The organism is Mucilaginibacter pedocola, from assembly GCF_002013915.1.
In the GTDB taxonomy this organism is placed as follows: Bacteria; Bacteroidota; Bacteroidia; order Sphingobacteriales; family Sphingobacteriaceae; genus Mucilaginibacter; species Mucilaginibacter pedocola.
In genome coordinates this window covers 283,976-306,604 of record NZ_MBTF01000001.1, presented here as the reverse complement: position 1 = coordinate 306,604, position 22,629 = coordinate 283,976, and the positions used below count along the sequence as shown (strand labels likewise).

21 protein-coding genes are annotated in these 22,629 nt (G+C 46.3%); 5 read left to right on the top strand and 16 right to left on the bottom strand.

Annotation, left to right across the window (positions count from 1 at the left end):
* Positions 1–9 precede the first annotated feature (9 nt).
* On the bottom strand, positions 10–966 hold the full coding sequence (locus BC343_RS01325) for a PD40 domain-containing protein (protein WP_078345914.1): 957 nt from the start codon (positions 964–966) through the stop codon (positions 10–12).
* Positions 967–1,469: 503 nt separating this feature from the next.
* On the opposite strand from BC343_RS01325, the gene BC343_RS01320 reads away from it, so the two are divergent.
* Positions 1,470–1,949 (top strand): hypothetical protein, encoded by a 480-nt coding sequence (locus tag BC343_RS01320; RefSeq protein WP_078345913.1) that lies wholly within the window; start codon positions 1,470–1,472, stop codon positions 1,947–1,949.
* A 51-nt stretch (positions 1,950–2,000) separates the two neighbouring features.
* Positions 2,001–2,648 carry an HAD family hydrolase gene (locus tag BC343_RS01315; protein ID WP_078345912.1) on the top strand — a complete coding sequence of 216 codons (648 nt, stop codon included), beginning with the start codon at positions 2,001–2,003 and terminating at the stop codon, positions 2,646–2,648.
* Here the strand turns inward: BC343_RS01315 and BC343_RS01310 are convergent.
* Genes BC343_RS01310 through BC343_RS01300 form a run of 3 tightly spaced genes read right to left on the bottom strand, consistent with a single transcriptional unit; the run spans position 2,638 to position 4,588 of the window.
* Positions 2,638–3,423, bottom strand: a complete 786-nt coding sequence (locus tag BC343_RS01310) for an SDR family oxidoreductase (RefSeq protein WP_078345911.1) — start codon at positions 3,421–3,423, stop codon at positions 2,638–2,640. The two genes, BC343_RS01315 and BC343_RS01310, sit on opposite strands and share 11 nt — an antisense overlap.
* A 4-nt stretch (positions 3,424–3,427) precedes the next feature.
* On the bottom strand, positions 3,428–4,255 hold the full coding sequence (locus BC343_RS01305) for an amidohydrolase family protein (protein WP_078345910.1): 828 nt from the start codon (positions 4,253–4,255) through the stop codon (positions 3,428–3,430).
* 3 nt (positions 4,256–4,258) lie between these two features.
* Complete coding sequence (locus tag BC343_RS01300; protein WP_078346469.1) at positions 4,259–4,588, bottom strand: L-rhamnose mutarotase; 330 nt, start codon at positions 4,586–4,588, stop codon at positions 4,259–4,261.
* A gap of 260 nt (positions 4,589–4,848) precedes the next feature.
* On the opposite strand from BC343_RS01300, the gene BC343_RS01295 reads away from it, so the two are divergent.
* Positions 4,849–5,439 carry a C40 family peptidase gene (locus BC343_RS01295; RefSeq protein ID WP_078345909.1) on the top strand — a complete coding sequence of 197 codons (591 nt, stop codon included), beginning with the start codon at positions 4,849–4,851 and terminating at the stop codon, positions 5,437–5,439.
* Positions 5,440–5,586: 147 nt separating this feature from the next.
* The gene (locus BC343_RS01290; RefSeq protein WP_078345908.1) at positions 5,587–6,510 is read left to right on the top strand and encodes a hydroxypyruvate isomerase family protein; all 924 of its coding nucleotides are present in this window, start codon (positions 5,587–5,589) and stop codon (positions 6,508–6,510) included.
* A gap of 629 nt (positions 6,511–7,139) precedes the next feature.
* On the opposite strand, the gene BC343_RS01280 is transcribed toward BC343_RS01290, so the two are convergent.
* The 8 genes from BC343_RS01280 to BC343_RS30915 all read right to left on the bottom strand — a co-directional run bounded on the left by BC343_RS01280 (position 7,140) and on the right by BC343_RS30915 (position 16,147).
* A complete protein-coding gene (locus tag BC343_RS01280) occupies positions 7,140–8,876 on the bottom strand; it encodes a HAMP domain-containing sensor histidine kinase (RefSeq protein WP_078345906.1) in 1,737 nt (578 codons plus the stop codon).
* On the bottom strand, positions 8,873–10,003 hold the full coding sequence (locus tag BC343_RS01275; RefSeq protein ID WP_078346468.1) for a histidine kinase: 1,131 nt from the start codon (positions 10,001–10,003) through the stop codon (positions 8,873–8,875). The genes BC343_RS01280 and BC343_RS01275 overlap by 4 nt, the downstream gene beginning before the upstream one ends.
* A 243-nt stretch (positions 10,004–10,246) precedes the next feature.
* A complete protein-coding gene (locus tag BC343_RS01270) occupies positions 10,247–11,296 on the bottom strand; it encodes a porin (RefSeq protein ID WP_078345905.1) in 1,050 nt (349 codons plus the stop codon).
* A gap of 173 nt (positions 11,297–11,469) precedes the next feature.
* Positions 11,470–12,042: a K(+)-transporting ATPase subunit C gene (locus BC343_RS01265; protein ID WP_078345904.1), complete on the bottom strand. Its 573-nt coding sequence runs from the start codon at positions 12,040–12,042 to the stop codon at positions 11,470–11,472.
* Between the two features lie 12 nt (positions 12,043–12,054).
* Positions 12,055–14,088: a potassium-transporting ATPase subunit KdpB gene (gene kdpB / locus BC343_RS01260; RefSeq protein WP_078345903.1), complete on the bottom strand. Its 2,034-nt coding sequence runs from the start codon at positions 14,086–14,088 to the stop codon at positions 12,055–12,057.
* 103 nt (positions 14,089–14,191) lie between these two features.
* Entirely contained in the window at positions 14,192–15,910 is a 1,719-nt protein-coding gene (kdpA, locus tag BC343_RS01255; protein WP_078345902.1) for a potassium-transporting ATPase subunit KdpA, read from the bottom strand.
* A 15-nt stretch (positions 15,911–15,925) separates the two neighbouring features.
* Positions 15,926–16,003: a potassium-transporting ATPase subunit F gene (locus BC343_RS31925; protein ID WP_078346467.1), complete on the bottom strand. Its 78-nt coding sequence runs from the start codon at positions 16,001–16,003 to the stop codon at positions 15,926–15,928.
* 6 nt (positions 16,004–16,009) lie between these two features.
* On the bottom strand, positions 16,010–16,147 hold the full coding sequence (locus tag BC343_RS30915) for a hypothetical protein (protein ID WP_156088731.1): 138 nt from the start codon (positions 16,145–16,147) through the stop codon (positions 16,010–16,012).
* Positions 16,148–16,602: 455 nt separating this feature from the next.
* Between BC343_RS30915 and BC343_RS01245 the strand changes: the two genes are divergently transcribed.
* Positions 16,603–17,931, top strand: a complete 1,329-nt coding sequence (locus BC343_RS01245; RefSeq protein WP_162276799.1) for a L,D-transpeptidase — start codon at positions 16,603–16,605, stop codon at positions 17,929–17,931.
* A 47-nt stretch (positions 17,932–17,978) separates the two neighbouring features.
* On the opposite strand, the gene BC343_RS01240 is transcribed toward BC343_RS01245, so the two are convergent.
* The 4 genes from BC343_RS01240 to BC343_RS01225 form a co-directional block, all read right to left on the bottom strand.
* Positions 17,979–18,563 carry a Crp/Fnr family transcriptional regulator gene (locus BC343_RS01240; protein ID WP_078345900.1) on the bottom strand — a complete coding sequence of 195 codons (585 nt, stop codon included), beginning with the start codon at positions 18,561–18,563 and terminating at the stop codon, positions 17,979–17,981.
* 9 nt (positions 18,564–18,572) lie between these two features.
* Positions 18,573–19,784 carry an MFS transporter gene (locus tag BC343_RS01235; RefSeq protein WP_078345899.1) on the bottom strand — a complete coding sequence of 404 codons (1,212 nt, stop codon included), beginning with the start codon at positions 19,782–19,784 and terminating at the stop codon, positions 18,573–18,575.
* Positions 19,785–19,937: 153 nt separating this feature from the next.
* On the bottom strand, positions 19,938–20,588 hold the full coding sequence (locus BC343_RS01230) for a hypothetical protein (RefSeq protein ID WP_078345898.1): 651 nt from the start codon (positions 20,586–20,588) through the stop codon (positions 19,938–19,940).
* 141 nt (positions 20,589–20,729) lie between these two features.
* Positions 20,730–22,439: a GMC oxidoreductase gene (locus BC343_RS01225; RefSeq protein ID WP_078346466.1), complete on the bottom strand. Its 1,710-nt coding sequence runs from the start codon at positions 22,437–22,439 to the stop codon at positions 20,730–20,732.
* Positions 22,440–22,629 lie beyond the last annotated feature (190 nt).

The following is a 22,629-nucleotide window of genomic DNA, read 5'->3' as shown; positions in this document are numbered from 1 at the left end:
ATGACTTTCTCACTTCCCCCATTTCACCCAATACAAATCATCCAATCCATTGCCGGGATCGCTTAATAAGGCCTTCAACGTTTTATAGTTAACAGCCTTATCATCATACCAGCTTTTACTTAACCGGTTGCTGCTGAAGATAAGGTATTTTTTATCGGGTGTTATGTAAGGGCAATAATCAAGCGCGGAGCTGTTAATGCCGGCTGGAAGATGCTCGGCAGGTTGCCAGCTGCCTGTTGCGTCTTTTCGCGCGAGGTATAAGTCGCCTTTACCCATATCGTCGGCGCGGCCCTGGCAGGAGAAGAGGATAAACCGCTCATCGGGATCTATAAAGGCATTAAACTCATCAAATTTGGTATTGATATCTTCGGGCAGGCTCACAGGTGCTTCGTAGCCTTTTGGCGTGTATTTGCACAGCACAATATCTTCGCTGCCTTTGCCATAAGCTGCTTCTACCGTAAAATAAAGGTTGCCGTTTTTAGCTACGCTCGGATAAAATTCGTTTTTGCCGGTGTTTACCACCGGCCCAAGGTTTTCGGGCGTGCCCCATTTACCGTCCGGCTTTTTGCTTACTTTCCAAATATCAAAATCGCGCTTCGGTTTGCCGTCAGCCAGTGGGCGGTCGCTACTAAAGTATAGTGTTTTCCCATCGGGCGAGAAGCTGGCTTCCAAATCGCGGTTAATACCCGAGAATGGCGCAACCTCGGGCTTGCCCCACTTGCCATTTACTATAGCTACGCGGATAATTACGCTGGCAATAAACTTAGGATGTTGAATAGTAAAGAAGACCTCATCCCCGGCGGGCGAAATGGTAAGATCTCGGTTACTCAGCCCATCACTTATTAAGCCTCGTGCAAAAAGCTTAGGTGTATCTGCCGGAGGAGTTCCGTCAGGGTAATGCAGCTGGGCAAAGGTGTAGTTAAGCCCGGTTAATGATAAAAAAAGCAAAACGGCAAGGTTTCTCATCTTGTAAATTTAATTGATATACTTTATAAAAATACAGTATTAGGCACCGCATCTATTTATATCCGGCTTATGTTTCCAAATAATATTTATCAAAAATATCCTGCAATTCATCGGCTCTAAACCGTGCAGGAATAATCAGCCTAAAAAGGCTACAACTACAACGTTTAACCGTAAAATAGACGTTTAAACGCCCATTTGGGGCATTTTTGAGCAGCCGCATGTTATTGCGTTATGTTAACACAACTTTAACGAAAAGTAAACTACTTTAACGAAAAACTTTTTTTAACCACTGTTAAATTTTCAATAAAAAGATTGTTTGTCAAAAATATGTCAATACTATTTAATACTTTCGGCGTATCTATTACTGGTGGCGTCCGCCACTATTGTGATAAGGTTTAGGTTAAAGCCCCCAAACAGCGAGTGTGCGGGGGCTTTGTTTATTTTAGGCCTTTTAATACTATAATAAATACGCATATTTACCTAACCTTTATAATACCACCTACATGCAAAAAAACACTACTGCCGGTTTATGGCTCACCGGGATTGTTGCCACATTAATAGCCGGCACGCTTGATGCACTTGCAGCAATTTACATATTTGCTGGCGGGCACATTGACGCGGTGTTTCGATATATTGCCGCGGGGCTTGTTGGGCGCGATGTGGCTTCAATAAATGGCGGGCGTGCTACTCTTGTAGGCATATTCCTTCACTACCTTATCACAGCCTTTTTTACAGTCGTCTTTTTTGTGTTTTATGGCCGCGAACAAGTATTAAGGAAAAACGCCTTGCCGGTGTCTTTCATTTACGGCATATTAATATGGACGGTGATGAACCTGCTGGTACTGCCGGTATCTAAATTAAAAATAGATATTAACCAGTTCCGTTTAGGCGGCGCGCTTGCCGGCATTGCCACACTTATTGTTTGCGTGGCCTTGCCTATTGTATTGGCAAGGCGCTGGTACGAAACGCGGACGGCAGCGTAGGTGCTGATTTATCTTGTATAGCGAGGCAAAAATTTGTTACTTGCGAGCCTTATGAAATTCAAAGCCATCATCTTCGACCTCGACGGCACCATTGCCGATACCCTACCATTATGTATAGCAGCCTTTAAACAAAGTGTTGAACCACTACTGAAGAAAGAAATAAGCGAAGCAGAGGTTATCGCCACCTTCGGCCCGTCTGAAGAAGGCACCATACGCAAATTGATACCCGAGCACGAGCAAGCCGGAGTGCAAGCCTATTTGCAACACTACGAAGCCCTGCACCACACCTGCCCTGTGCCCTTTGATGGTATTAAAGATCTGTTAGAATATTTAGAAAGTACGGGCGTATTATTAGCCATGGTTACCGGTAAGGGTATACACAGCACCCACTTATCGTTAAAACAATTCGGGCTCGAAAGGTATTTTGAGGTATTGGAAACCGGCTCTCCCGAGGGGCCAAACAAAGTGAATGGCATTCGTAATGTGTTAAAAAGGCTGGAGTTGAATGCTGCCGAATGCCTGTACGTAGGCGATGCCCCGAGCGATATTACCTATTGCAAACAGGTAGGCATACCTATTGCCGCTGCGGCCTGGGCAAGCACCACCGATGCTGAACAACTAAAACCACTAAACCCCGACTGGCTTTTTTATACCGTCTCAGAATTTAAAGCCTGGCTGGCCGGTAAAATTAGTTATTGATAGACCTATCCAGATGCGTGTAGCCACCATCAACATAAACTATTTGCCCCGTGGTATGGCCGGATAATGGCGATAGCAGAAATATTGTTGCATGCGCTATCTCTTCCACCGTGGTCATGCGTTTGCCCAAAGGGATGCGCGCGATAATGGTTGCCAGCATTTCTTCGGGGTTGGGTAGGGTTTTTATCCAGCGGTCGTATAGCGGCGTGTAGCACTCGGCTACGGCTACGGCATTTACACGAATGTTGTGCGGTAGCAGTTCAACGGCCCACTCGCGCGTCATGGCGTTACGGCCACCGTTTGATGCCGCGTAAGCCGAGGTTCCCCCCTGCCCGGTATCGGCAACCTTAGAGGTGATGTTCACTATACTACCCTGATTTTTTATCAGTTCGGGCAGGGCATGGTGTGCTACCAAATAGTAATGCACCAGGTTTTTATGGAGCGATTGCATAAAGCGTTCGTAATTGCCACTTTGCAGCCCTACGCCGTCGTTCTCGCCGGCGTTATTTACTAAGCCATCTATACGGCCTGCCTGTTTCAATACTTCGGCAACGGCAAGTTCACATGTTTCGGGGTTACTTAGTTCGGCAACGGTATGGTAAGCTTTGCCGCCTGCTTGCTCAATTTCCGTAACGGTTTTCAGGTTCTCGGCTTCGGTACGGCTTACTATAAATGGTATTGCGCCCTCTGCTGCCAATGCTACCGCTATGCCTTTGCCTATACCGCGTGCGCCACCTGTTACTATAATTACTTTATCTTTTAACTGAAGATCCATCTCTCTATAAATTATAAAATGATATGGCGTTGCCACCCCAAAACTTATCTTTCTCTGCCGATGTATACGGATCCAGGTATTCCTTTAAACATTCAACCGTTTTGCTGTAGCCGCCTGCCAGCAAACTCACAGGCCAATCGCTCCCGAACATTACCCTGTTGATACCGAAGGCATTAAAAACCACGTCAAGGTATGGTTCGATATCTTTAAGCTGCCAATTATCCCAATCCGCCTCGGTACAAAAACCGCTTACTTTACAATACACATTGGGGTGCTTGGCCACGGCTTCTATATCCTGCGCCCAAGTTTCTACCTCCTGCGCTTTTATAGGCGGTTTGGCTAAATGGTCTATCACGAATTTTTGCTGTTGCAAAGCCGCTACCAGTTTTTCGGCGTAAGGCAATTGCTCGTGTGTTATAAGTACATCGTAAGTAAAGCCGTACTCGTTTAGTTTACCTATGCCCCGCATAAACTTTTCCTCAAGCATAAATTCACCGGGCTCTGCTTGCAAAATATGGCGGAAGCCTTTTACAGGTTCCTGCGTTTTGTAATACTTTAAGCGCTCATCCAAATTGTCTGCACGCAAATCCACCCAACCTACCACACCTTTTACAAAGGGGTTATTGCATGCCAGGCCGACGAGGAAGTCGGTTTCTGCTTCGCTTTGGTCGGCTTGTACGGCTATGCAGCCATCTATGCCGTGTTCCTTCAGAACCGGCTGCAGATCTCCGGGATAAAAATCGCGCTGTATAACGGCCATATCATCGGTTATCCAGGCATCCTTTACCGGGTGGTACTTCCAAAAATGCTGGTGCGAATCTATCTTAAGCATACCTTATAGCTGAAATATCTTATCCATCAACATCCACTTTTCTCCGGGTTTGGCGCCTGGCAGCGGCTTCTGGTATTTCCACATCAATTCTTCCCATTCCTGCACCTTTGGGTTGGCGGCATCAGCCGCACCTTTGGCCTCAAAACTGAACGATTCATCAACCTCCATGATCATGAACAGGCGGTTGCTGTAGCGGTATATTTCCATGTTGTGGATGCCGCTACCGCTGATGCTTTGCAAAATTTCGGGCCAAACGGCTTGGTGGTAAGCCTCGTATTCGGCAATAAGCAAAGGGTCGTCGTGCAGGTCGAGCGTGAGGCAATAACGTTTCATGGTTTTTAATTGGTAAACGGGCTGCAATTAAAGAATTTTCGTTGGGTTTTATGCAAAAATAAGTTCTGTTATTATGGCAAAAAGTTCAGCGTAATGGCCGTTGAGCTATACCTTTTATAAATATTTACGTCGTTTACAAGCTCCCTACCCCCCCTGCAATCGCACTTCCCCACCCGCCCCCTCTCAAGAGGGGAATTTTAAAACGGACTCGACCAACCTCGGCTCAAAATTATTGGCTTATTATTTGTATTCAACTACTTATGCAAATAAAGCACTGGCATATTATTTTATTTTTACTTGCTTTTTGCGCCTGCAACGGGCCTAAAGAGCCTACCTATATCATAACCGGCGAGGGCGATACGGTAAAGAAAACAAAGTATGGCATTATACAGCCGCCAACGCCAGATAGTGCCGGGCATACCACACGTATTGTAACCGGCCAAACCACGCCAACCGAACTGGCTGCCTTTGCACAAACACTAAATGGCATACCCTACAAATACGGCTCGGTAGACCCTAACGAGGGTTTCGATTGCTCGGGATTTATCAGCTACGTATTCAACCACTTCGGTATTGCCGTGCCGCGTACGTCGGTAGATTTTACTTACATGCACCACGAAGTTGACCTGAAAGATGCCCAAACCGGCGACCTGATCCTCTTTACAGGCACCGATAGTACGTTACGGGTTGTTGGGCACATGGGTATTGTTTTAGCTACGCCCGGGCAAGAAATGCGTTTTATACACTCCACCTCGGGCCACGATAACCTTGGCGTTACCGAAACGCCCATGAACAGCTATTACAAAAGCCGGTATGTAAAAACGGTAAGGGTGTTTGAGGTTGGGAAATAATATCGAACATCGAATGCCCAATTTCGAATGATGAAGTTTTAAAATTTGACATTCATTATTCGAAATTCGGTGTTCGACATTCAAAACATCTCAGTTTGCCATTCCGTTCATTTCCCCTATCTTGCTTCCTCCAAATAAAGCAACCTAATGAAACGCAGAAATTTTGTACAAAGCTCGTTGGTAGCGGGCAGCGCTTTGCTAAGCGGCGGTATTGCTAAAGCAGCTACTTCCGATAACGACTATTCATCCCTCTCTGGCAAACCCTTCAACCTAAATTATGGCATACACGATGGCATGTTTAAAAACCACGCCGGGCCCGATTTTATAGACCAGATAAAATTTGCCTACGAGCAGGGCTTCCGCGCTATTGAAGATAACGGCATGAGCGGCCGCCCGGTGGATCAGCAAAGCAAAATTGGCGAAACATTAGCTAAACTGGGTATGGCCATGGGCGTATTTGTACAGCCGGGCTTGAGTAATGATGGCAATATGCTGGCTTCGGGCAAGCAGGAACATATCGATAATTTCATCAAATCGTGCCAACAGGCGGTAGAGGTTGCCAAACGCATCAACAGCAAGCTGGTAACCGTAGTACCGGGCGATTTCGACCGTAACCTGCCTATTGGCGTACAAACCGGCAATGTAATAGAAGCCATTAAAAAAGGGACAGCCATATTAGAGCCGCACGGAATTATGATGGTTTTGGAGCCACTAAGCGATAACCCTAACTTGTTCCTCCGCACGGCCGACCAAAGCTACGCTATTTGCAAAGCCGTAGGCAGCCCAAGCTGCAAAACACTGTACGATATGTACCACATACAACGTAACCAGGGCAATATCATCCCAACGTTAAACCTCTGCATCAGTGAAATTGGCTACTACCAGGTGGGCGACAACCCCGGTCGTAACGAACCCGGCACCGGCGAAATTAATTACAAAAACATATTCAAGCACATTTACAATAAAGGCTATAAAGGCGTGGTAGGTATGGAACATGGCAACGCCGGCAAAGGCAAAGAAGGCGAACTGGCGCTGATAAAAGCGTACAGGGAAGCGGATAGTTTTATGTAAACGATGGGAATCGGATGATTCCGTTTCCAAAAAAATTCCGTTGCCGCAGGGTCCTTTTCAAGAGACCCTGCGGTGACGTAGGTGCATGCTACTTACTGGCATCGATAGAGGATATATCTCACTTGGTTAACCTTAGATCGCTTAATATTGATACCTGCCGCGCTATAAAAAACTACCAGGTTTTAAGTGCACTTGTAAATTTAGAGGAACTGAAACTTACGGATTGCGGCAAAATAGATTCAATCAGTTTTTTGAACTCGCTTAAGAAAATAAAAACCTTTCGCCTTTTAGCAGATGTAAATATACTTGACGGCGACCTTACGCCGGCCCAACACATAGAAAAAGTATTTTGCAGGCCGCGCAAACATTACAATATGCAATTGGATAAAAAAGCTCAGGGTAAATACAGATAGTTCGTCACCTCAGGGGGCCTTTTCAAGAGACCCTGCGGTGATTTCCCATCGCTCAACGTCATTCTGAACTTGTTTCAGAACCCCATCATACAAGCCACAATGCTAAGCCGCTTTGCATAACCGTTACCTGCCGTGTGCTGTGCCGAAATAAATTCTGCATGACGTGACCTTGAATAACACTTTGGCTATGGACCATGGGCTATCGACTATGGACTACTACCCTACCGGCAATCTAAAATAAAACCTGCTGCCTGCGCCTATTTCGCTTTCCACGCCTATGGTGCCGCCTTGTGCGCCTATGAAATCTTTAGAGATGGCCAAGCCGAGGCCCGAGCCTGATTTGTTTTGCCCATCAGTTGGTACCTGAAAGTAACGGTCGAACAGGCGTTTTTGGTAGGCTTCTTCTATCCCCTTACCAAAATCTTTTACCGAAAACTCCACTTCATTCTTTTGTGCTGATACTTGTATCACTATCCTCGACTTTTCTGCACTATAGCGTAAAGCATTCGACAGGAAGTTGACCAGTACCCAAGCCGTTTTCTCGATATCCACGTGCACTTCGGGCAGTTTATCGGCACTAATTACCTGCAGTTCCACTTTCTTCTGCTCTGCCTGGAATTTGATGGAGGTGATGGCATAGTCCACTATCTTCATCGGTTCTACAGGCACAAAATTCAATTGAATATTACCCGTTTCTACCTGCGACAGCTCCAGCAATTCGCTGGTTATTTTCAGCAGGCGGTCGCTGTCATCTTTAATATGCTCAACCAATTGCTGCTGCTCGGGGTTGATAATACCAATGCGCTCATCGTTTAGCAGTTTAAGGCTCATTTTTATAGATGAGATAGGCGTTTTCAACTCGTGCGATATGGTAGCAATAAAGTTAGTCTTAGCCTCGTCGCGTTCTTTAAACTCCGTGATGTTCTTTAATATGTAAACCTTACCCGCGCTTCGGTTGGCTATACGCAACACTTCGGCAGGTTCGTTCAGGCTGGGTACTACAATGCTGCTACTTTGCAGTTGAAAATACAATTCGCGTCCGTCTAATACTATCTTGATCGGTTTGGCCGTAGCATCGTCCTGAAGGATAAAGCGCAACAGATCGTTACCTTTTAGCAAGGCATCTGTTGTTTTGCCTACGGCTTTTTCATCAGTTATATTGAGGGCCTTGCGGGCGGCATCGTTTATAAAAAGCACTTCCCGCGTTTCGTCGACCCCTATAATAGCATCCTGCATCTGCTCAATGATAGCCTCGATGCGGCGCTTTTCGGATACTACGGTAGCCAGATTACTTGTTTCCCACTCATTCAGCTTCTCGGCCATGTTATTAAAAGCAATTGCCACTTCGGCAAATTCGTCGTTATGGGCAAAGTGCAGGCGTTTATTATAATTCTTCTCGCCTATTTCCCTTATACCATCAACAAGTGCCCTCAATGGGTTAGCAATAAAACCCGGAAAATTCACACTGAAACTAAAGAGCACGAGGAACGAGAAACTGGCGACCAAACCCAATATAAAGGTGGCGTTATCAACTTTTTTGCGGGCCACATCGTCCTTATGTACTATCGCCTGCATGTTTACGCGCTCGATCTCGGCAAGGAAATGCCTTACTTTCTTTGTAGCAACGGCACCATCCGTGGCGGTTTTCAACTCAGTATATGCCTTTCGCAGGTCTTGGGTGTACTGCTTTTCGCCGGGTTCGGTAACATTGTTCTCCTGCGCTGCCAGGTTGTTCTCAAAAATTTTCACGGCTTTACCATTTAGCGGAAGCGTATTATCGTCCAGCACTGTGCGCATCTCACGTACAAAGCCTAACGTTTTATAATTGTCCTTCAGGATGATCTTAGAACTCTCCGAAACATCGCGCAGGTAAAACAACGCAGTTGCGCCAAAAAGCATCACCACGGCAAATAAAAAGCCGAAGCCCAGGCGGAGTTTAGTTTTTATTTTCATGATAGTATTACCAGGTCGGTTTCTGTTGCTGCAATTTTGTTTAGTAACTCGTTAAATATAGCCGTTCTTAGTATCACCTGCCACAAATTTAAGTGTGGCTTGCCTATGCAAATGGTGGTTACTTCTTTTTCTTCTGCTACTTTCATAATGGTTTTGGTTATCTCGTCGCTTTTTATTTTGATGAGTTCGGCACCCAATTCCGTTGCCAGCTTAAAATTATTGATGAGGTGCCGCTGTTTATCCAGTTTAATGCGCTCTAAACTCTCGCTGCTGCTTTGCACATACAATACTATCCAAGGCGAACGATAGTATGATGCCAGCCTTGCCGTTTTGCGGATGACGATCTTGGCCGTTTCGGAATTGGATGATATACAGGCCAAAAATCTTTCGGGCCGCAGCTTTATTTGCTTCGGCACCTCAATATCTATCTTCCGCTCCAAATGGTGGGCAACTTCTTTTAGCGCTATCTCGCGCAGCTGCAGTATCTTCTCGTTCCGGAAGAAGTTTTGCAGCGCCGTTTCTACCTTGGCCTTATCGTATATCTTGCCTTCTTTCAAGCGGGCTATCAATTCATCTGCTGTAAGGTCGATGTTCACGATCTCGTCGGCCACCTCCAGTATCTTATCCGGTACGCGTTCGGTAATGGGGATTCCGGTAATATCTTCTATTTCTTCGTTCAGGCTCTCGAGGTGTTGGATGTTAATGGCAGTTATCACGCTGATGCCCGCCTCCAGTATATCCATTACATCCTGCCAGCGCTTGCTGTTTTTGCTGCCTTCGATATTACTGTGGGCCAGTTCGTCAACAATAGCTACCTCGGGGTGGCGGTTAATAATGGCTTGCAGGTCCATTTCTTCCAGTTCGCGGCCTTTGTAAAAGGTTTTGCGGCGCGAGATAACCGGTATACCTGCCAGCAAAGCATGCGTTTCGGCCCGGTTGTGGGTTTCAATGTAACCTATCTGTATGTCGATACCGTTTTTCAGCAAAGCGTGCGCCTCCTGCAGCATACGGTAAGTTTTGCCCACACCGGCGCTCATGCCAATGTATATCTTCAGCTTGCCGCGCCTGCTTTTCTTCACCAGTTCGATGAAGTCTTTTACGGAGGTGTCTTTTTGATCTGGTTCCATCTTTATTTGCATGGTGGTTATTTAACCGCGGAGTTCGCAGAGGTTACGCGAAGGTTCGCAGAGTTTTTTCTACGCAATATTTTACTTCACGCAAAGACGCTAAGCCGCAAAGTAAGAATCAAAAACTCTTGATCAGTTTGCAAAGCTCTCTGTGAACCTCCGTGCTTTTCTCTCTGTGTTCTCTGTGGTTAATTCGCCAAAACGATATGTGAAATTCGATTCAATTCGTGAAATTCGTGTTTATTAAAATACATATACCGCCGCCACTAAAAATTGCGATGCAGTTTTTGTTGGGCCGCCATTGCTGTTTATAAATTGTGCCTGTTTGCCGTTATCTAACCTAACCTCGGGTATCAGCGTAAGCGGGCCGGCTTTCAAGTTAGCCGTAAGCGTATACGCCATTACCGACTTCCGCGCTGCCGGGCCGGCAGGTGTATAACCACCGTTTTTGGTTTTAAAATACTCGCCGCGCAAGCCTAAAACAACATCTTTAGCTACAGCCAGCTGCGGGTACAAAGCTACACCTTCAAAACCACCGCCAATGGCATCAGGTGCCGAAAAGGTGGCACCGTTCAAACCTAATTTAAAGGCATTGGTAATTTGGTAAGCGGTGGTAAGGTCGAATATTGTACCCGATGTTTTTCCGCTCAGTATGTTAAAGTAGGCTGTCCAGCCGTTCACAGGGCTTATAAATAATTGTGCACCAAAGGTTGATACATCGCGGCTCGACTGGTAGTTGTTCCATGTATCGTTAAAAATACCGGCCATCAGGCTTACTTTGCTACTGAAGGAGTAGGTAGCTTTAATACCCGCGTTTTGGAACGGGCCATTGGTGAACAGGTACGATGTAGAGTAGTTGAAATTACCTACAGGCGATACTACTTCGTACCCTACGAATGTTGCCATATAACCGGCAGTTAAGTTCAATTTATCGGTAACATCATACCCTACATATAAATTTTGGATATGGTACGATTGGCCGTTGCTGCCCCCATCGGGTATAGATTGTGCTTGCCCCCTTGGGCCGAAAGACATTTCGCCCACGAACGAGGCTTTACCAACTTTCTTTTTCACACCCAGGTCTATCATACCCAACGACACCGAATTTTGATCGGAAGCAAAACTGGTAGGGATATTGCCATAACCCGCTGCATTGCGGTGGCCTGAGAAGTCGTATTTATAATAAGTATCAACCGAGCCGAATATGGTTAATGGCGGGTCGGTTTTAGTAGTGTCCTGAGCCTTTACAGTTAGGGAGGCAAGAAGTATTGCCGGTAATATTAGTTTTTTCATCTATAGTTCGATTAACCGCAAAGGGCGCAGAGATTTGCATCGTGGTTAGCGCAAAGAATCGCAAAGCTTTGCAAACTGAATAGTAAGTTTTAGCTTAAACAATAACCATAATACAGGCTTTGCGCTCTTTGCGTTTTTTCTTTGTGCTCTTTGCGGTAAAATTTTTCAGTTAGTTACTTCGCAGGTTTTGCTAATTCATCCAAACCCACATTCAATTTCAACACATTCACTTTAGCCGGGCCAAACATGCCCAATAAAGGTGCTTCGGTATGAGCATCAACCAATTTGGTAACCTGCTCTACGCTTAGGCCGCGTACTTCGGCAATACGCTTTATTTGAATTTTGGCAGCTTCGGGCGAAATATCCGGGTCTAAACCGCTACCGCTTGCGGTTACCATCTCGGCAGGGATATCGCTGCGTTTCAGGTATGGGTGGTACTTTAATAAAGTATCTATACGGCCAGCCACATCTTTAAGGTAGTCGGGGTTGCTTGGGCCTTTGTTAGAGCCTGCCGAACCCGCCGCGTTGTAACCAACTGCCGATGGCCTGCCCCAAAAATATTTTTGTTGGGTAAAGCTTTGCCCCTCGTTGGCATAGCCTACTACTTTACCATTTACAGACACGGTTTCGCCATCACCTTTGCCTTTTGAAAGTTTACCGGCAGAAGCAATTACTATTGGATATACTACGCACAGCAGTACTACAAGTACCAGCGTTAAGCGTATAGATGTCATTAAATTTTTCATTTTCTTAATTAATTAGAAGAACAGGGAAATAACAAGGTCAATTAATTTGATGCCTATGAAAGGCGCTATAACACCACCCAAACCGTATATGAGCAAGTTGCGGCGAAGCAAGGCACTGGCACCAATAGGTTTGTACTCCACACCTTTAAGCGCCAACGGTATCAGCAACGGGATAATGATGGCATTAAATATCACTGCCGACAGTATAGCACTCTCCGGGCTGTGCAGATGCATAATATTTATGGCCTGCAACGCCGGTATAGATGCAATGAATAGCGCGGGCACAATGGCGAAGTACTTGGCCACATCATTAGCTATCGAGAAAGTGGTTAGCGTACCGCGAGTAATCAGCAATTGCTTGCCAATTTCAACCACCTCGATTAGTTTGGTTGGGTCGTTATCCAGGTCAACCATATTGCCGGCCTCTTTGGCAGCTTGTGTACCGCTGTTCATGGCTACGCCAACATCGGCCTGTGCCAGTGCGGGGGCATCGTTTGTACCGTCGCCCATCATGGCTACCAGTCGGCCGTTTTGCTGCTCGTGTTTAATGTAGTTCATTTTATCTTCGGGCTTAGCCTCGGCAATAAAATCGTCCACACCGGCTTTTTGAGCTATAAATTTGGCAGTAAGAGGGTTATCGCCGGTTACCATTACGGTTTTTATACCCATTTTGCGCAGGCGCTCAAAACGTTCGGCAATGCCGGGTTTTATAATATCCTGCAGCTCGATAGTTCCCAATACTTTTTCGTTTTGGGCCACCACCAACGGGGTACCACCGTTTGATGCAATGGCCTTAACGCGTTCTTCCACATCGGCAGGGAACTGGTTACCGGCTTTTACCGACATATTCCTGATAGAATCAAAAGCACCTTTGCGAATGCGCAGTCCGTCGGGAGTGTTAATACCGCTTGCACGGGTTTCGGCAGTAAACTTGATGAACTCGGCATCTTTAGGCGTTGCAAGCGATACTTTCATATCACCATGCTGTGCCAATTCTATGATAGATTTACCCTCAGGCGTTTCATCTGCCAATGAAGAAAGTACGGCAGCTTTCACCAGGTCGGCAGGTAACACGCCGGGGGCTGGCCAAAACTGTGTGGCTTTACGGTTACCAATGGTGATGGTGCCGGTTTTATCCAGCAACAATACGTCTATATCGCCTGCGGTTTCTACAGCCTTGCCCGATTTGGTTATTACGTTAGCACGCAAGGCCCTGTCCATCCCCGCAATACCGATGGCCGATAACAGGCCACCGATAGTTGTAGGAATTAAACAAACGAAAAGCGATATTAACGCAGCTATAGTGATGGGGGTATTTGCATAATCGGCAAAGGGTTTCAGCGTAACGCACACAATAATGAAGATGAGCGTAAAGCTGGCCAGCAAAATAGTCAAGGCTATTTCGTTAGGCGTTTTTTGGCGCGATGCACCTTCTACCAGTGCGATCATTTTATCCAGAAAGCTTTCGCCCGGCTCGGTGGTTACAACTACTTTAATATTGTCCGACAGTACCTTGGTACCACCTGTTACGGATGATTTATCGCCACCTGCCTCGCGGATAACGGGAGCAGATTCGCCGGTAATGGCCGATTCATCAATCGTAGCCAGTCCTTCGATGATCTCGCCGTCGGTTGGGATAGTATCGCCTGCCTCGCAAACAAACACATCACCTTTGCGTAGCTCGTTAGATGATTTGCTCACAACGCTGCCATCCTTTAACAATACTTTGGCCGGGGTTTCCTCGCGGGTTTTGCGCAGGCTGTCTGCCTGTGCTTTACCTCGTGCTTCGGCAATGGCCTCGGCAAAGTTGGCGAACAGCAGAGTTAAAAACAGCACAATAAAAATGAACAGGTTATAAGCGAACGAACCCTGCCCGGTATGTGTAAAGCTATAGTAACACATGTAGGCCATTATGGCGGTACCCACTTCCACGGTAAACATTACCGGGTTGCGCAGCATAACCTTAGGGTTAAGTTTGGTGAACGACTCGCGTAGTGCCGATTGCACTAAAGCCGCTTCGAATAATTTATTTGATCTGGTTGTCATGATAGTAAAGTATTAGCCCCCTCTAAATCTCCCCCTGAAGGGGGAGACTTTTAAAACCTTTCCTCTAAGCAGCGGATACAGCTTGGCGGGCTGGCGTGTTTATTTATTTTATCATTGAAAAATATTCTGCAATTGGGCCAAGGGCCAGCGCAGGGAAGTATGATAATGCGTTCAGTACCAGTATTACCGCAAAGGTCATTAGCCCAAAGGTTACGGTATCGGTTTTTAAGGTACCGGCAGATTCAGGGATGAATTTCTTTTTGGCCAATAAACCGGCAATGGCTACCGGGCCAATAATGGGCAGGAACCTGCCTAAGATCATCAGCACGCCGGTACTTACGTTCCAGAAGATGTTGTTATCGCCCAAACCTTCAAAGCCCGAACCGTTATTGGCGTTGGCAGAAGTCATTTCGTACAACATTTCACTGAAGCCGTGGTAACTGGGGTTGTTTAACCAGGCAGAAGGCTTTATGGCCCAATCGGCATTGCCGTGGCTGGTGAAAACATAAGCAGCCAATGCAGTACCCGCCATAATTAAAAACGGACTAAGCAAAGTGATCAAAGCGGCTATCTTAACCTCGCGGGCCTCCACTTTATGTCCTAAAAACTCAGGCGTACGCCCTACCATCAAGCCTGAAATAAACACGGCTATAATAAGGTAGATAAAGTAGTTGAGCACACCCACACCGCAACCGCCAAAGAAGCCGTTGATCATCATGCCAAGCAATTGCCATAAACCGGTAAGTGCCATGGTACTATCGTGCATACCATTTACCGACCCTGTTGATACAATGGTAGTAAGCGTGCTCCAGTAAGCAGTGGCGGTTGGGCCAATGCGCACTTCTTTACCTTCCATAGCGCCGGTTGGCTGAGCTATACCCATTTTGGCAATGGCAGGGTTGCCACCCGTTTCACTACTGATACTCGGAATGAGGAGCATTAAAGCACCTATCATCATCACCCCGAATATTACCCAACCGATCTTTTTACGGCCGATGAAATAACCAAAGCAAAGCACCATCGCTATCGGGATGATCATTTGCGAAACGATCTCGGTGATGTTGGTTAAATAGTTAGGGTTTTCCAGCGGGTGCGCCGAGTTGGCACCGAACCACCCACCGCCGTTAGTACCCAGGTGTTTAATGGCGATCATTTGTGCAGCCGGCCCGCGCGAAACGTTTACGGTATCGCCTTGCAGGGATATGAATTGATCTTTACCTGCGTAGCTGCTTGGCGTACCATTGAAAGTTAATATCAGGGCAACTACAACAGATAAAGGCAATAGTAAACGGGTAATGGCCTTTACAAAATAGTTCCAGAAGTTACCCAGGTTGGTAGTTGTTTTATCGCGGAAGGCTTTAAAGAAGGCCACTGCGCAGGCAATACCCGTAGCCGCACTTACAAAGTGCAAAAACATGAATATAAAGTGCTGTATCAAATAGCTGGCACCGCTTTCGCCACTGTAGTGCTGCAGGTTACAGTTCACTACAAAGCTTATGATAGTGTTAAAGGCTAAATCGGCCGTCATGCCGGGGTTGCCGTCGGGGTTTAGGGGCAGCTTGTCCTGATACATCAATACAAAAAAGCCATAGGCCAGCCAAACGATATTGATGCTCATCATGGCTTTTAAAAACTGTTTCCAGTCCATACCCTCGTTAGGGTTTATGCCCGATAGTTTGTAGATGCCGTTTTCGAGGGGTTTCATAAAATCGGTCCATACCTTTTCGCCGGCAAACATTTTTGCCAGGTATTTGCCCAGTGGTATGCCAATGATGAGCATCAGCAAAAACGAGGCACCGATCCCAAATAGTTCTGTGTTCATGGTGTTGCTAGGGGATTAAAAGTTTTCGGGTTTAAGCAGTACGTATACCATGTATAGGAAAACTGCGATGGAGATGATGAATAATGCTATCATGGTGTGTTAGATTTTTTCGAACCAGTCGATAGATTTAAAAATTACCCAGCTGGTGATGAGGAGGGCGAGGAATAGGATGATGGTGATCATTTCAATATTATTTTCACCGGGTATGCCAATTGAGGTACCAACTTTGAAGTTCATTATTTAACTAATTGATAATTAAATATTTGATTTATTGCAAGAATTACATGGCGGTAAAAAACCCTTTCATTTTGGAAGGGTTGGTTATCAATGTGGAGTGGTTTGATTTGGTGGTTATTTAACCGCGGAGTTCGCAGAGGTTACACGGAGGTTCGCGGAGAGCTTTGCATGTGGTTAGAGAGTTTGCAGAACGGACTGTAACAATCTGCTGATATTTTCTTTCCAGCTTGGCGTAGATTTTTTAACGCAAAGGACGCAAAGAATTAGCGAGACGGCGAGCGCAAAGAACACAGAGAGCATTGCAAACTGGTAAGAGTTTTTTTTCACTTTTTCTTTGCGGCTTAGCGTTTTTGCGTGATAAAATTAACCGAAATAACAGGCAATTTGAGTCGCTCATGGCTATTCACAAATGAATGTGCTTTAAACAATTCGGTATCTCCTCCTGTTGCCTATACATGAATATCTACCAAATAAAAAAGAATACCCTGTTGCTGGCATTACCTGCATTGATAGCAGCAGCCTTGATAACCGGCTGCGGCGACGGGCAGAAGAAAGATAAAACCGAAACAACAACGGAAGATACTATCGCTAAGAAAACACCCGCTCCATCGCAGGCGAGCCTTACCTTACCTGCATTGGATGCGCTTTTTTACGAGAAAGATTTTTCGACTTCGCTAAAAGAACAACTTGGGCTAACTGCCGAGCAAATAACCAAGCTTAAAGCCGCGGCGCATACTTCTGTTGCCGACCTTACCGAAGATGGCCCCGATGCCCGTTCGGCTCGCGAAGCATCGCAACAATACCGCGAAAAACTGAAAGAAATTATTGGCGACGATAGAGCACAGCAATTAGAGCAATTGGTGAACGAACGCTATAGCAAAGGGCTTGAAGGCTTAGCCCCTACCAAACCAAACTTTGTCCCCGCTGATACGCGCATCGTTGTAAATGCCCCTGCTTTCCGTATGGATGTATTTCAGGATGGTAAATTGACCAAAAGCTACAAAGTTGGCATCGGCTATCCCGAGTTCCCGTTGCCAACAGGTATGCGCCGTGCCGACACTATCATATTTAACCCGAGTTGGACACCGCCTGATGAACCTTGGGTTCGTGGTAAATTTCAGCCGGGCGTAAAAGTTTCGGGGGCTAATGAGGATAACCCGTTAGGCGTGATAAAGATCCCAATAGGTATGCCTTCGCTGATACATGGCGGTAAAGACTTGGAAAAAATAGGCAACTTCGCTTCACACGGCTGTGTGGGGCTTACTAATAAACAGGTGCAGGATTTTACCGCTACGGTTGCCCAATTGGGTGGGCTTGACATTACCGCTGATGGCATCAAAGCCAAAAAAGGCAGCAAAACGCAGTCGGTAAAGCTTAAAAATTCGATACCTGTTGACTTGCGGTACGAAACTATTGTAGCTGAAGGCGGCGCGCTGCATATCTACAGGGATGTGTACGAACGCGGCACTAATACTTTGGATAATGCCAAACAACTGCTGAGCACCTACGGCATCGACTATAACAGCCTGACCGAGCCTGAGAAAACAGCTTTGAGCAATGCCCTTGATGAAATGAACCGCGACCCGCGCGGCAATGCTATTGCCGCCGACAGCCTTGCTCCTGCCAAAGATGGCGTTGCAGCAAGTAAAGTGGCCCGCTCTAAAGAAGGCAAGGTAACCCGTACCATAAAAGGCGAAACAGAAATTGCGGTGCCTATTGCCGCGCTCCAAGGTAAAGGTTACCCAGCGCCGGTGAACTTAAATACAGGCGAAACAACGAAATAAGCTTAAATATCAGGCTTAACAAATAAGGTGAAGGGCTACTCTTCGCCTTATTTGTTTTTAGACTTCAGTCGGCTCAAGGTTTCGGGCGACATATTGAGGTACGAGGCTACTATCTTGTTGGGCAGCCGCTTTACCACTTCGGGGTTGTTGCTCAATAATTCGCGGTAGCGATCGGCGGCATCCTTCATTATCTCGCGTTGATAAATGCTCAGGTTGTTCATGTAAGCATATTCCAGATAGCTCCTGAAGAATTTCTCCCAAGTGGGGATCACATCAAGTAAATGGTAAAAATCATCACGGCTTATACGCAACAGGCTGGTATCTTCCATGGCTTGCAGCGCCTCCATTGATGGGCGCTGCGAAATAAAACTGGCCAAACCTGTAGCGAACTGGTTTTCGAAAGCTATATGGCGGGTGGTATCCTGCCCGTCATCACGTACAAAGTAGAAGCGCACGCAGCCTTCTTCAATAAAATTCATGTAACGGTTTACCTGCCCTATGTTCAGCAACAGTTCGTTGCGGGCATGGCGCACCGGTTTAAAATAACTCAGCACCAGGTCCAGTTGCTCATCGGTTAGTTGTATAACGTTTTGAATATATTCGGCAAGTTGCTGCTTTGGCTTTGTGCTCACGGCACAAAACTACGCATTAAGCGGGACGCTTGTTTTTTTAGCCGCCAAATATTCGCGCACGGCCAATAACAGCCCGGTTATGGCAGCTATACCGCCCAGCAAATAAATGTATTCGTAATGAGTACCACCAGCTATAAGCCCTGCTATGGGTGCAGTAATGCCCATCCCCAGATCAAAAAAGGCATTGTAGGCCGCCATGGCCATACCCCGGTTGGCTACCGATACATTTTTAATGGCCAACTGCCCGAACGAAGGAAACACCAGCGACATGCCGCAGCCTGTTAGCACCGCACCCGCAATAGCGTAAAACCCGCCGGGTGCCTGCCATATCAGCAATTGGCCGGTAGCTTCGGCAACCAGGCAAACCATGGCAACGCGCGCACCGCCGAACTTATCGGGATAGTGGGCAAAAAACAAACGCATAACAATGTACCCCGCCCCAAAGGCGCTGATGGCCAGCGATGCATTTGCCCAGCCGCGTTGTAAAAAGAAAAGGGTGATGAATGAGGCAATACCACTGAAGCCAATACTGGCCAACGCCAAACCCGTACCCGAGCGCCATACCAGTTTTATAGCTTTATAAAACGGCAAACGTTTCTCCAACTTAGGCAGCGGTATATTAGGGAGCATATTTGTCGCTAAAAAACTAAGAAGCGGCATCATTACAATACCAGAGAACGCCGTAGCAAGCCCAAAATGGCTCTGCAGAAAAATACCTAACGGAGCCCCCAGTGCCATGCCCGCGTGCATACCCAATCCGTTCCATACCATTACCTTACCTGTATTAGTAGGGCCAACCAACACAAACCCCCAGGCAAAAATGCCTATAACCAGATAGCTTTCGCCAACACCGAGCAATATCCTGCCTGCGCACAACAAAACAAGGCTAGCAAGGATATTGGTTTTAAAAAACAACGATAGCAAACAAAACAACCCCGAAACAGCCGATAACGTTAAACCAACTGCAACCGTTACCTTACCGCCCCGCCCATCGGCAGATTGGCCTGCCAAATGCCGGGTTAACAGCGTTGCTAAATATTGCAGGCCAACAACCACGCCAACTATAACATTACTACCACCTAACGCATCGTGCACGTAAGCAGGTAATGTACCCAGCGAAATACCCATGATAAGGAACTCGCCGAATACGATGGTGAAAATGATGAACAGGTTTTTAGTTAACGGAGTAGTTGGTGTATGAGTAGTTGCAGTTACCGGCATTCAGTTGAAAGATATGTAAACGAAAAATATTGCCGCAAAGGTAACATAACCGCGAGGCTTAACCATTGATACAGGTCAATAAATAAGGCTTCGTTTGAGGGTGATAATGGGGAACGCTTGGCTATATAAAATAAGCCTTGCTGATAGCTATAACTAATAATCCCTTGATAATTTTTCTGCATCTAAAAGGCTATCTGCCTTTTGATGGGTTATAATTTGCATATCGCTGCCTGTCTGATAATATCTATAAAATATCGAATCGCTTCTGCCATCCCGTGCATATTGCGTTATTATTTCAATAGATCTTTCTTTACCCTTTAAAGAGTCGAGTTTATAAACATCCTCTTCATGGGCAATGGCTTTAAGCGTGTCAAAAACTATCATTTTATGATAGTGGCCTGATATAAATTTGTTATTCCAGTACATGTGTGCTAAATCGGCGTAATCGGGCTTCCAGTCTGCGGGGATAGTGGGCGCACCTATTTTTACCCGCACATGATTATACGAAGTTCCAAACTTCTGCTGCCAGGCAGCTAATTCCTTTTTCAGGGTATATTTATTGTAATCCCTGTAAGTCCAAACACTTCCCAATGTAATAAAAATCAGTTGGCCGGGAAGACGGGTAGTTTTGCCCTTGATCTCTTTACTAAAACGGTAAATGCCAACTACCGCGAAAAAAAACATGAAACCGGCTATAAAGTATTGCTGTATAAAAAATTGTATACCTGCAAGCGCAAGCAGGTATAATACTGCCACAATACTAATAACAAAATAAACCGACGATTTAGGTTTAGCGGGATCCATTAATGATAAAGGCTTTAATTTATAGCCTAAAGCTAACAATTAAAGCCAAAAAACAAATATGCAATATGGACGAGCATTGGGCTTAGCTTAGCGTATCCCAACAAACCTCTAATCTCTAATCTCTAAACTCCGATCACTGGCCTATATATTCCCCTTCTTCAATTCCTCTACAGCAAAGTTTGCTGCACGTGCAGTTAGCGCCATATAGGTAAGCGATGGGTTTTGGCAGGCGGCAGAGGTCATGCAAGCACCATCGGTAACAAACACATTGGTGGCATCCCAAACCTGATTGTGCTTGTTCAATACCGAAGTTTTAGGGTCGTGGCCCATACGTGCGGTACCCATTTCGTGTATGCCGTCGCCTACGTTATGGCCATAATCGTGCGTTTCTACATTCTTCACACCGGCGGCTTCCAGCATGGCTTTAGCTTCGGCCACAATATCAACGCGCATTTTCTTTTCGTTTTCCTTTATCTCGGCATCCATAGATAAAACAGGCAGTCCCCATTTGTCTTTATGCGTTTTATCAAGGGTTATCTTGTTCTCGTGATAAGGCAATAACTCGCCGAAGCCACCAATACCCATTTGCCATGCGCCGGGTTCGGTAAGGGCCTCTTTGTATTTAGCGCCAAGGCTTAGCTCAGCAATATCGCGGCTCCAGCCTTGCCTGCCAGCCCCGCCCTGGTAGCCAAAGCCGCGCAAGTAATCGCGTTTATCGCCAAACAGGTTGGCAAAACGGGCAAGGTAAACCCCATTGGCGCGGCGGCCATAGTAATATTTATCCTCATAGCCTTCCATAATACCGCTGGCACCCAGGTTGTAGTGGTGGTCCATAATGTTATGGCCCAATTCGCCGCTGCTACTGCCTAAGCCGTCGGGCCAAATATCGGTCGCCGAGTTCATCAGTACCCAGGCGCTGTTGAGTGCCGAGGCGTTCACAAATACTATTTTAGCGTAAAACTCATAGGTTTTGTTGGTTTCGGCATCCAGTACCTCTACCCCTTTTGCTTTTTTGGTATCCTTATCATACAGTATTTTAGTGACTATAGACATTGGCCTTACGGTTAAATTCCCGGTGGCCAAAGCAGCCGGCAAGGTAGACGACTGCGTGCTGAAATACCCGCCAAAAGGGCAACCCTCCCAACAGCGGTTACGGAACTGGCATTTGGTACGCCCCGGTATGGCCGCGGTAAGGTTGGCCGCACGGCCTATGATCATGTGCCTGCCAAATTTCTTTTTGATAGAAGCTGCCACATCGCGCTCCACCCAGTTCATATCCATAGGTGGCAGAAAATTACCGTCGGGCAGTTGCGGCAAGCCTTCTTTTGAACCGCACACACCGGCAAAGGTTTCCACATGATCGTACCATGGAGCTAATTCGGCATAGCGTATGGGCCAGTCTATGGCCCAGCCGTCTTTGGCATTCGCCTCAAAATCAAAGTCGCTCCAGCGGTAGCTTTGCCGTCCCCATAAAATAGAGCGGCCGCCCAATTGGTAGCTTCTCCACCAGTTAAAGGGCTTTACTTCGGTGTAAGGTGCTTCCTGCTCATCTACCCAATAATCCATTATGGCCTCCTGTGCTCCCCAGTTGCGCGATATTACCGGCCTGTGCTTGCGCTGTGCCTGTGTTACATTGCCGCGATGCTCAAAATCCCATGGGTTATTATTGGCCGTTTTATAATCTTTTATATGTTCAAAATTACGCCCGCGTTCGAGCATAATTGTTTTTAGCCCTTTTTCGGTAAGCTCTTTGGCGGCCCAGCCACCGCTGATACCCGAGCCAACAACAATTGCATCGTACGTGTTTTGGGCCGTAGCCTTCCCATTAAGGTTTGGAGTATCTGTAAACATAAATTTAGCGTTATGCCGGTACCGGCGGTGATAATTGATGAACAAGTTTATTGATTAATAATTGCAAATGCAAACGATTGCGTAAAAGAGGTTAGAGATTGGTGAGTAGAGAATGGTGAATAGTTTTGGGGAAGATGCTTTGTAAAACTTGTATTTATTACCTTATGGCAATAGTTAGGTGTTACCAAAC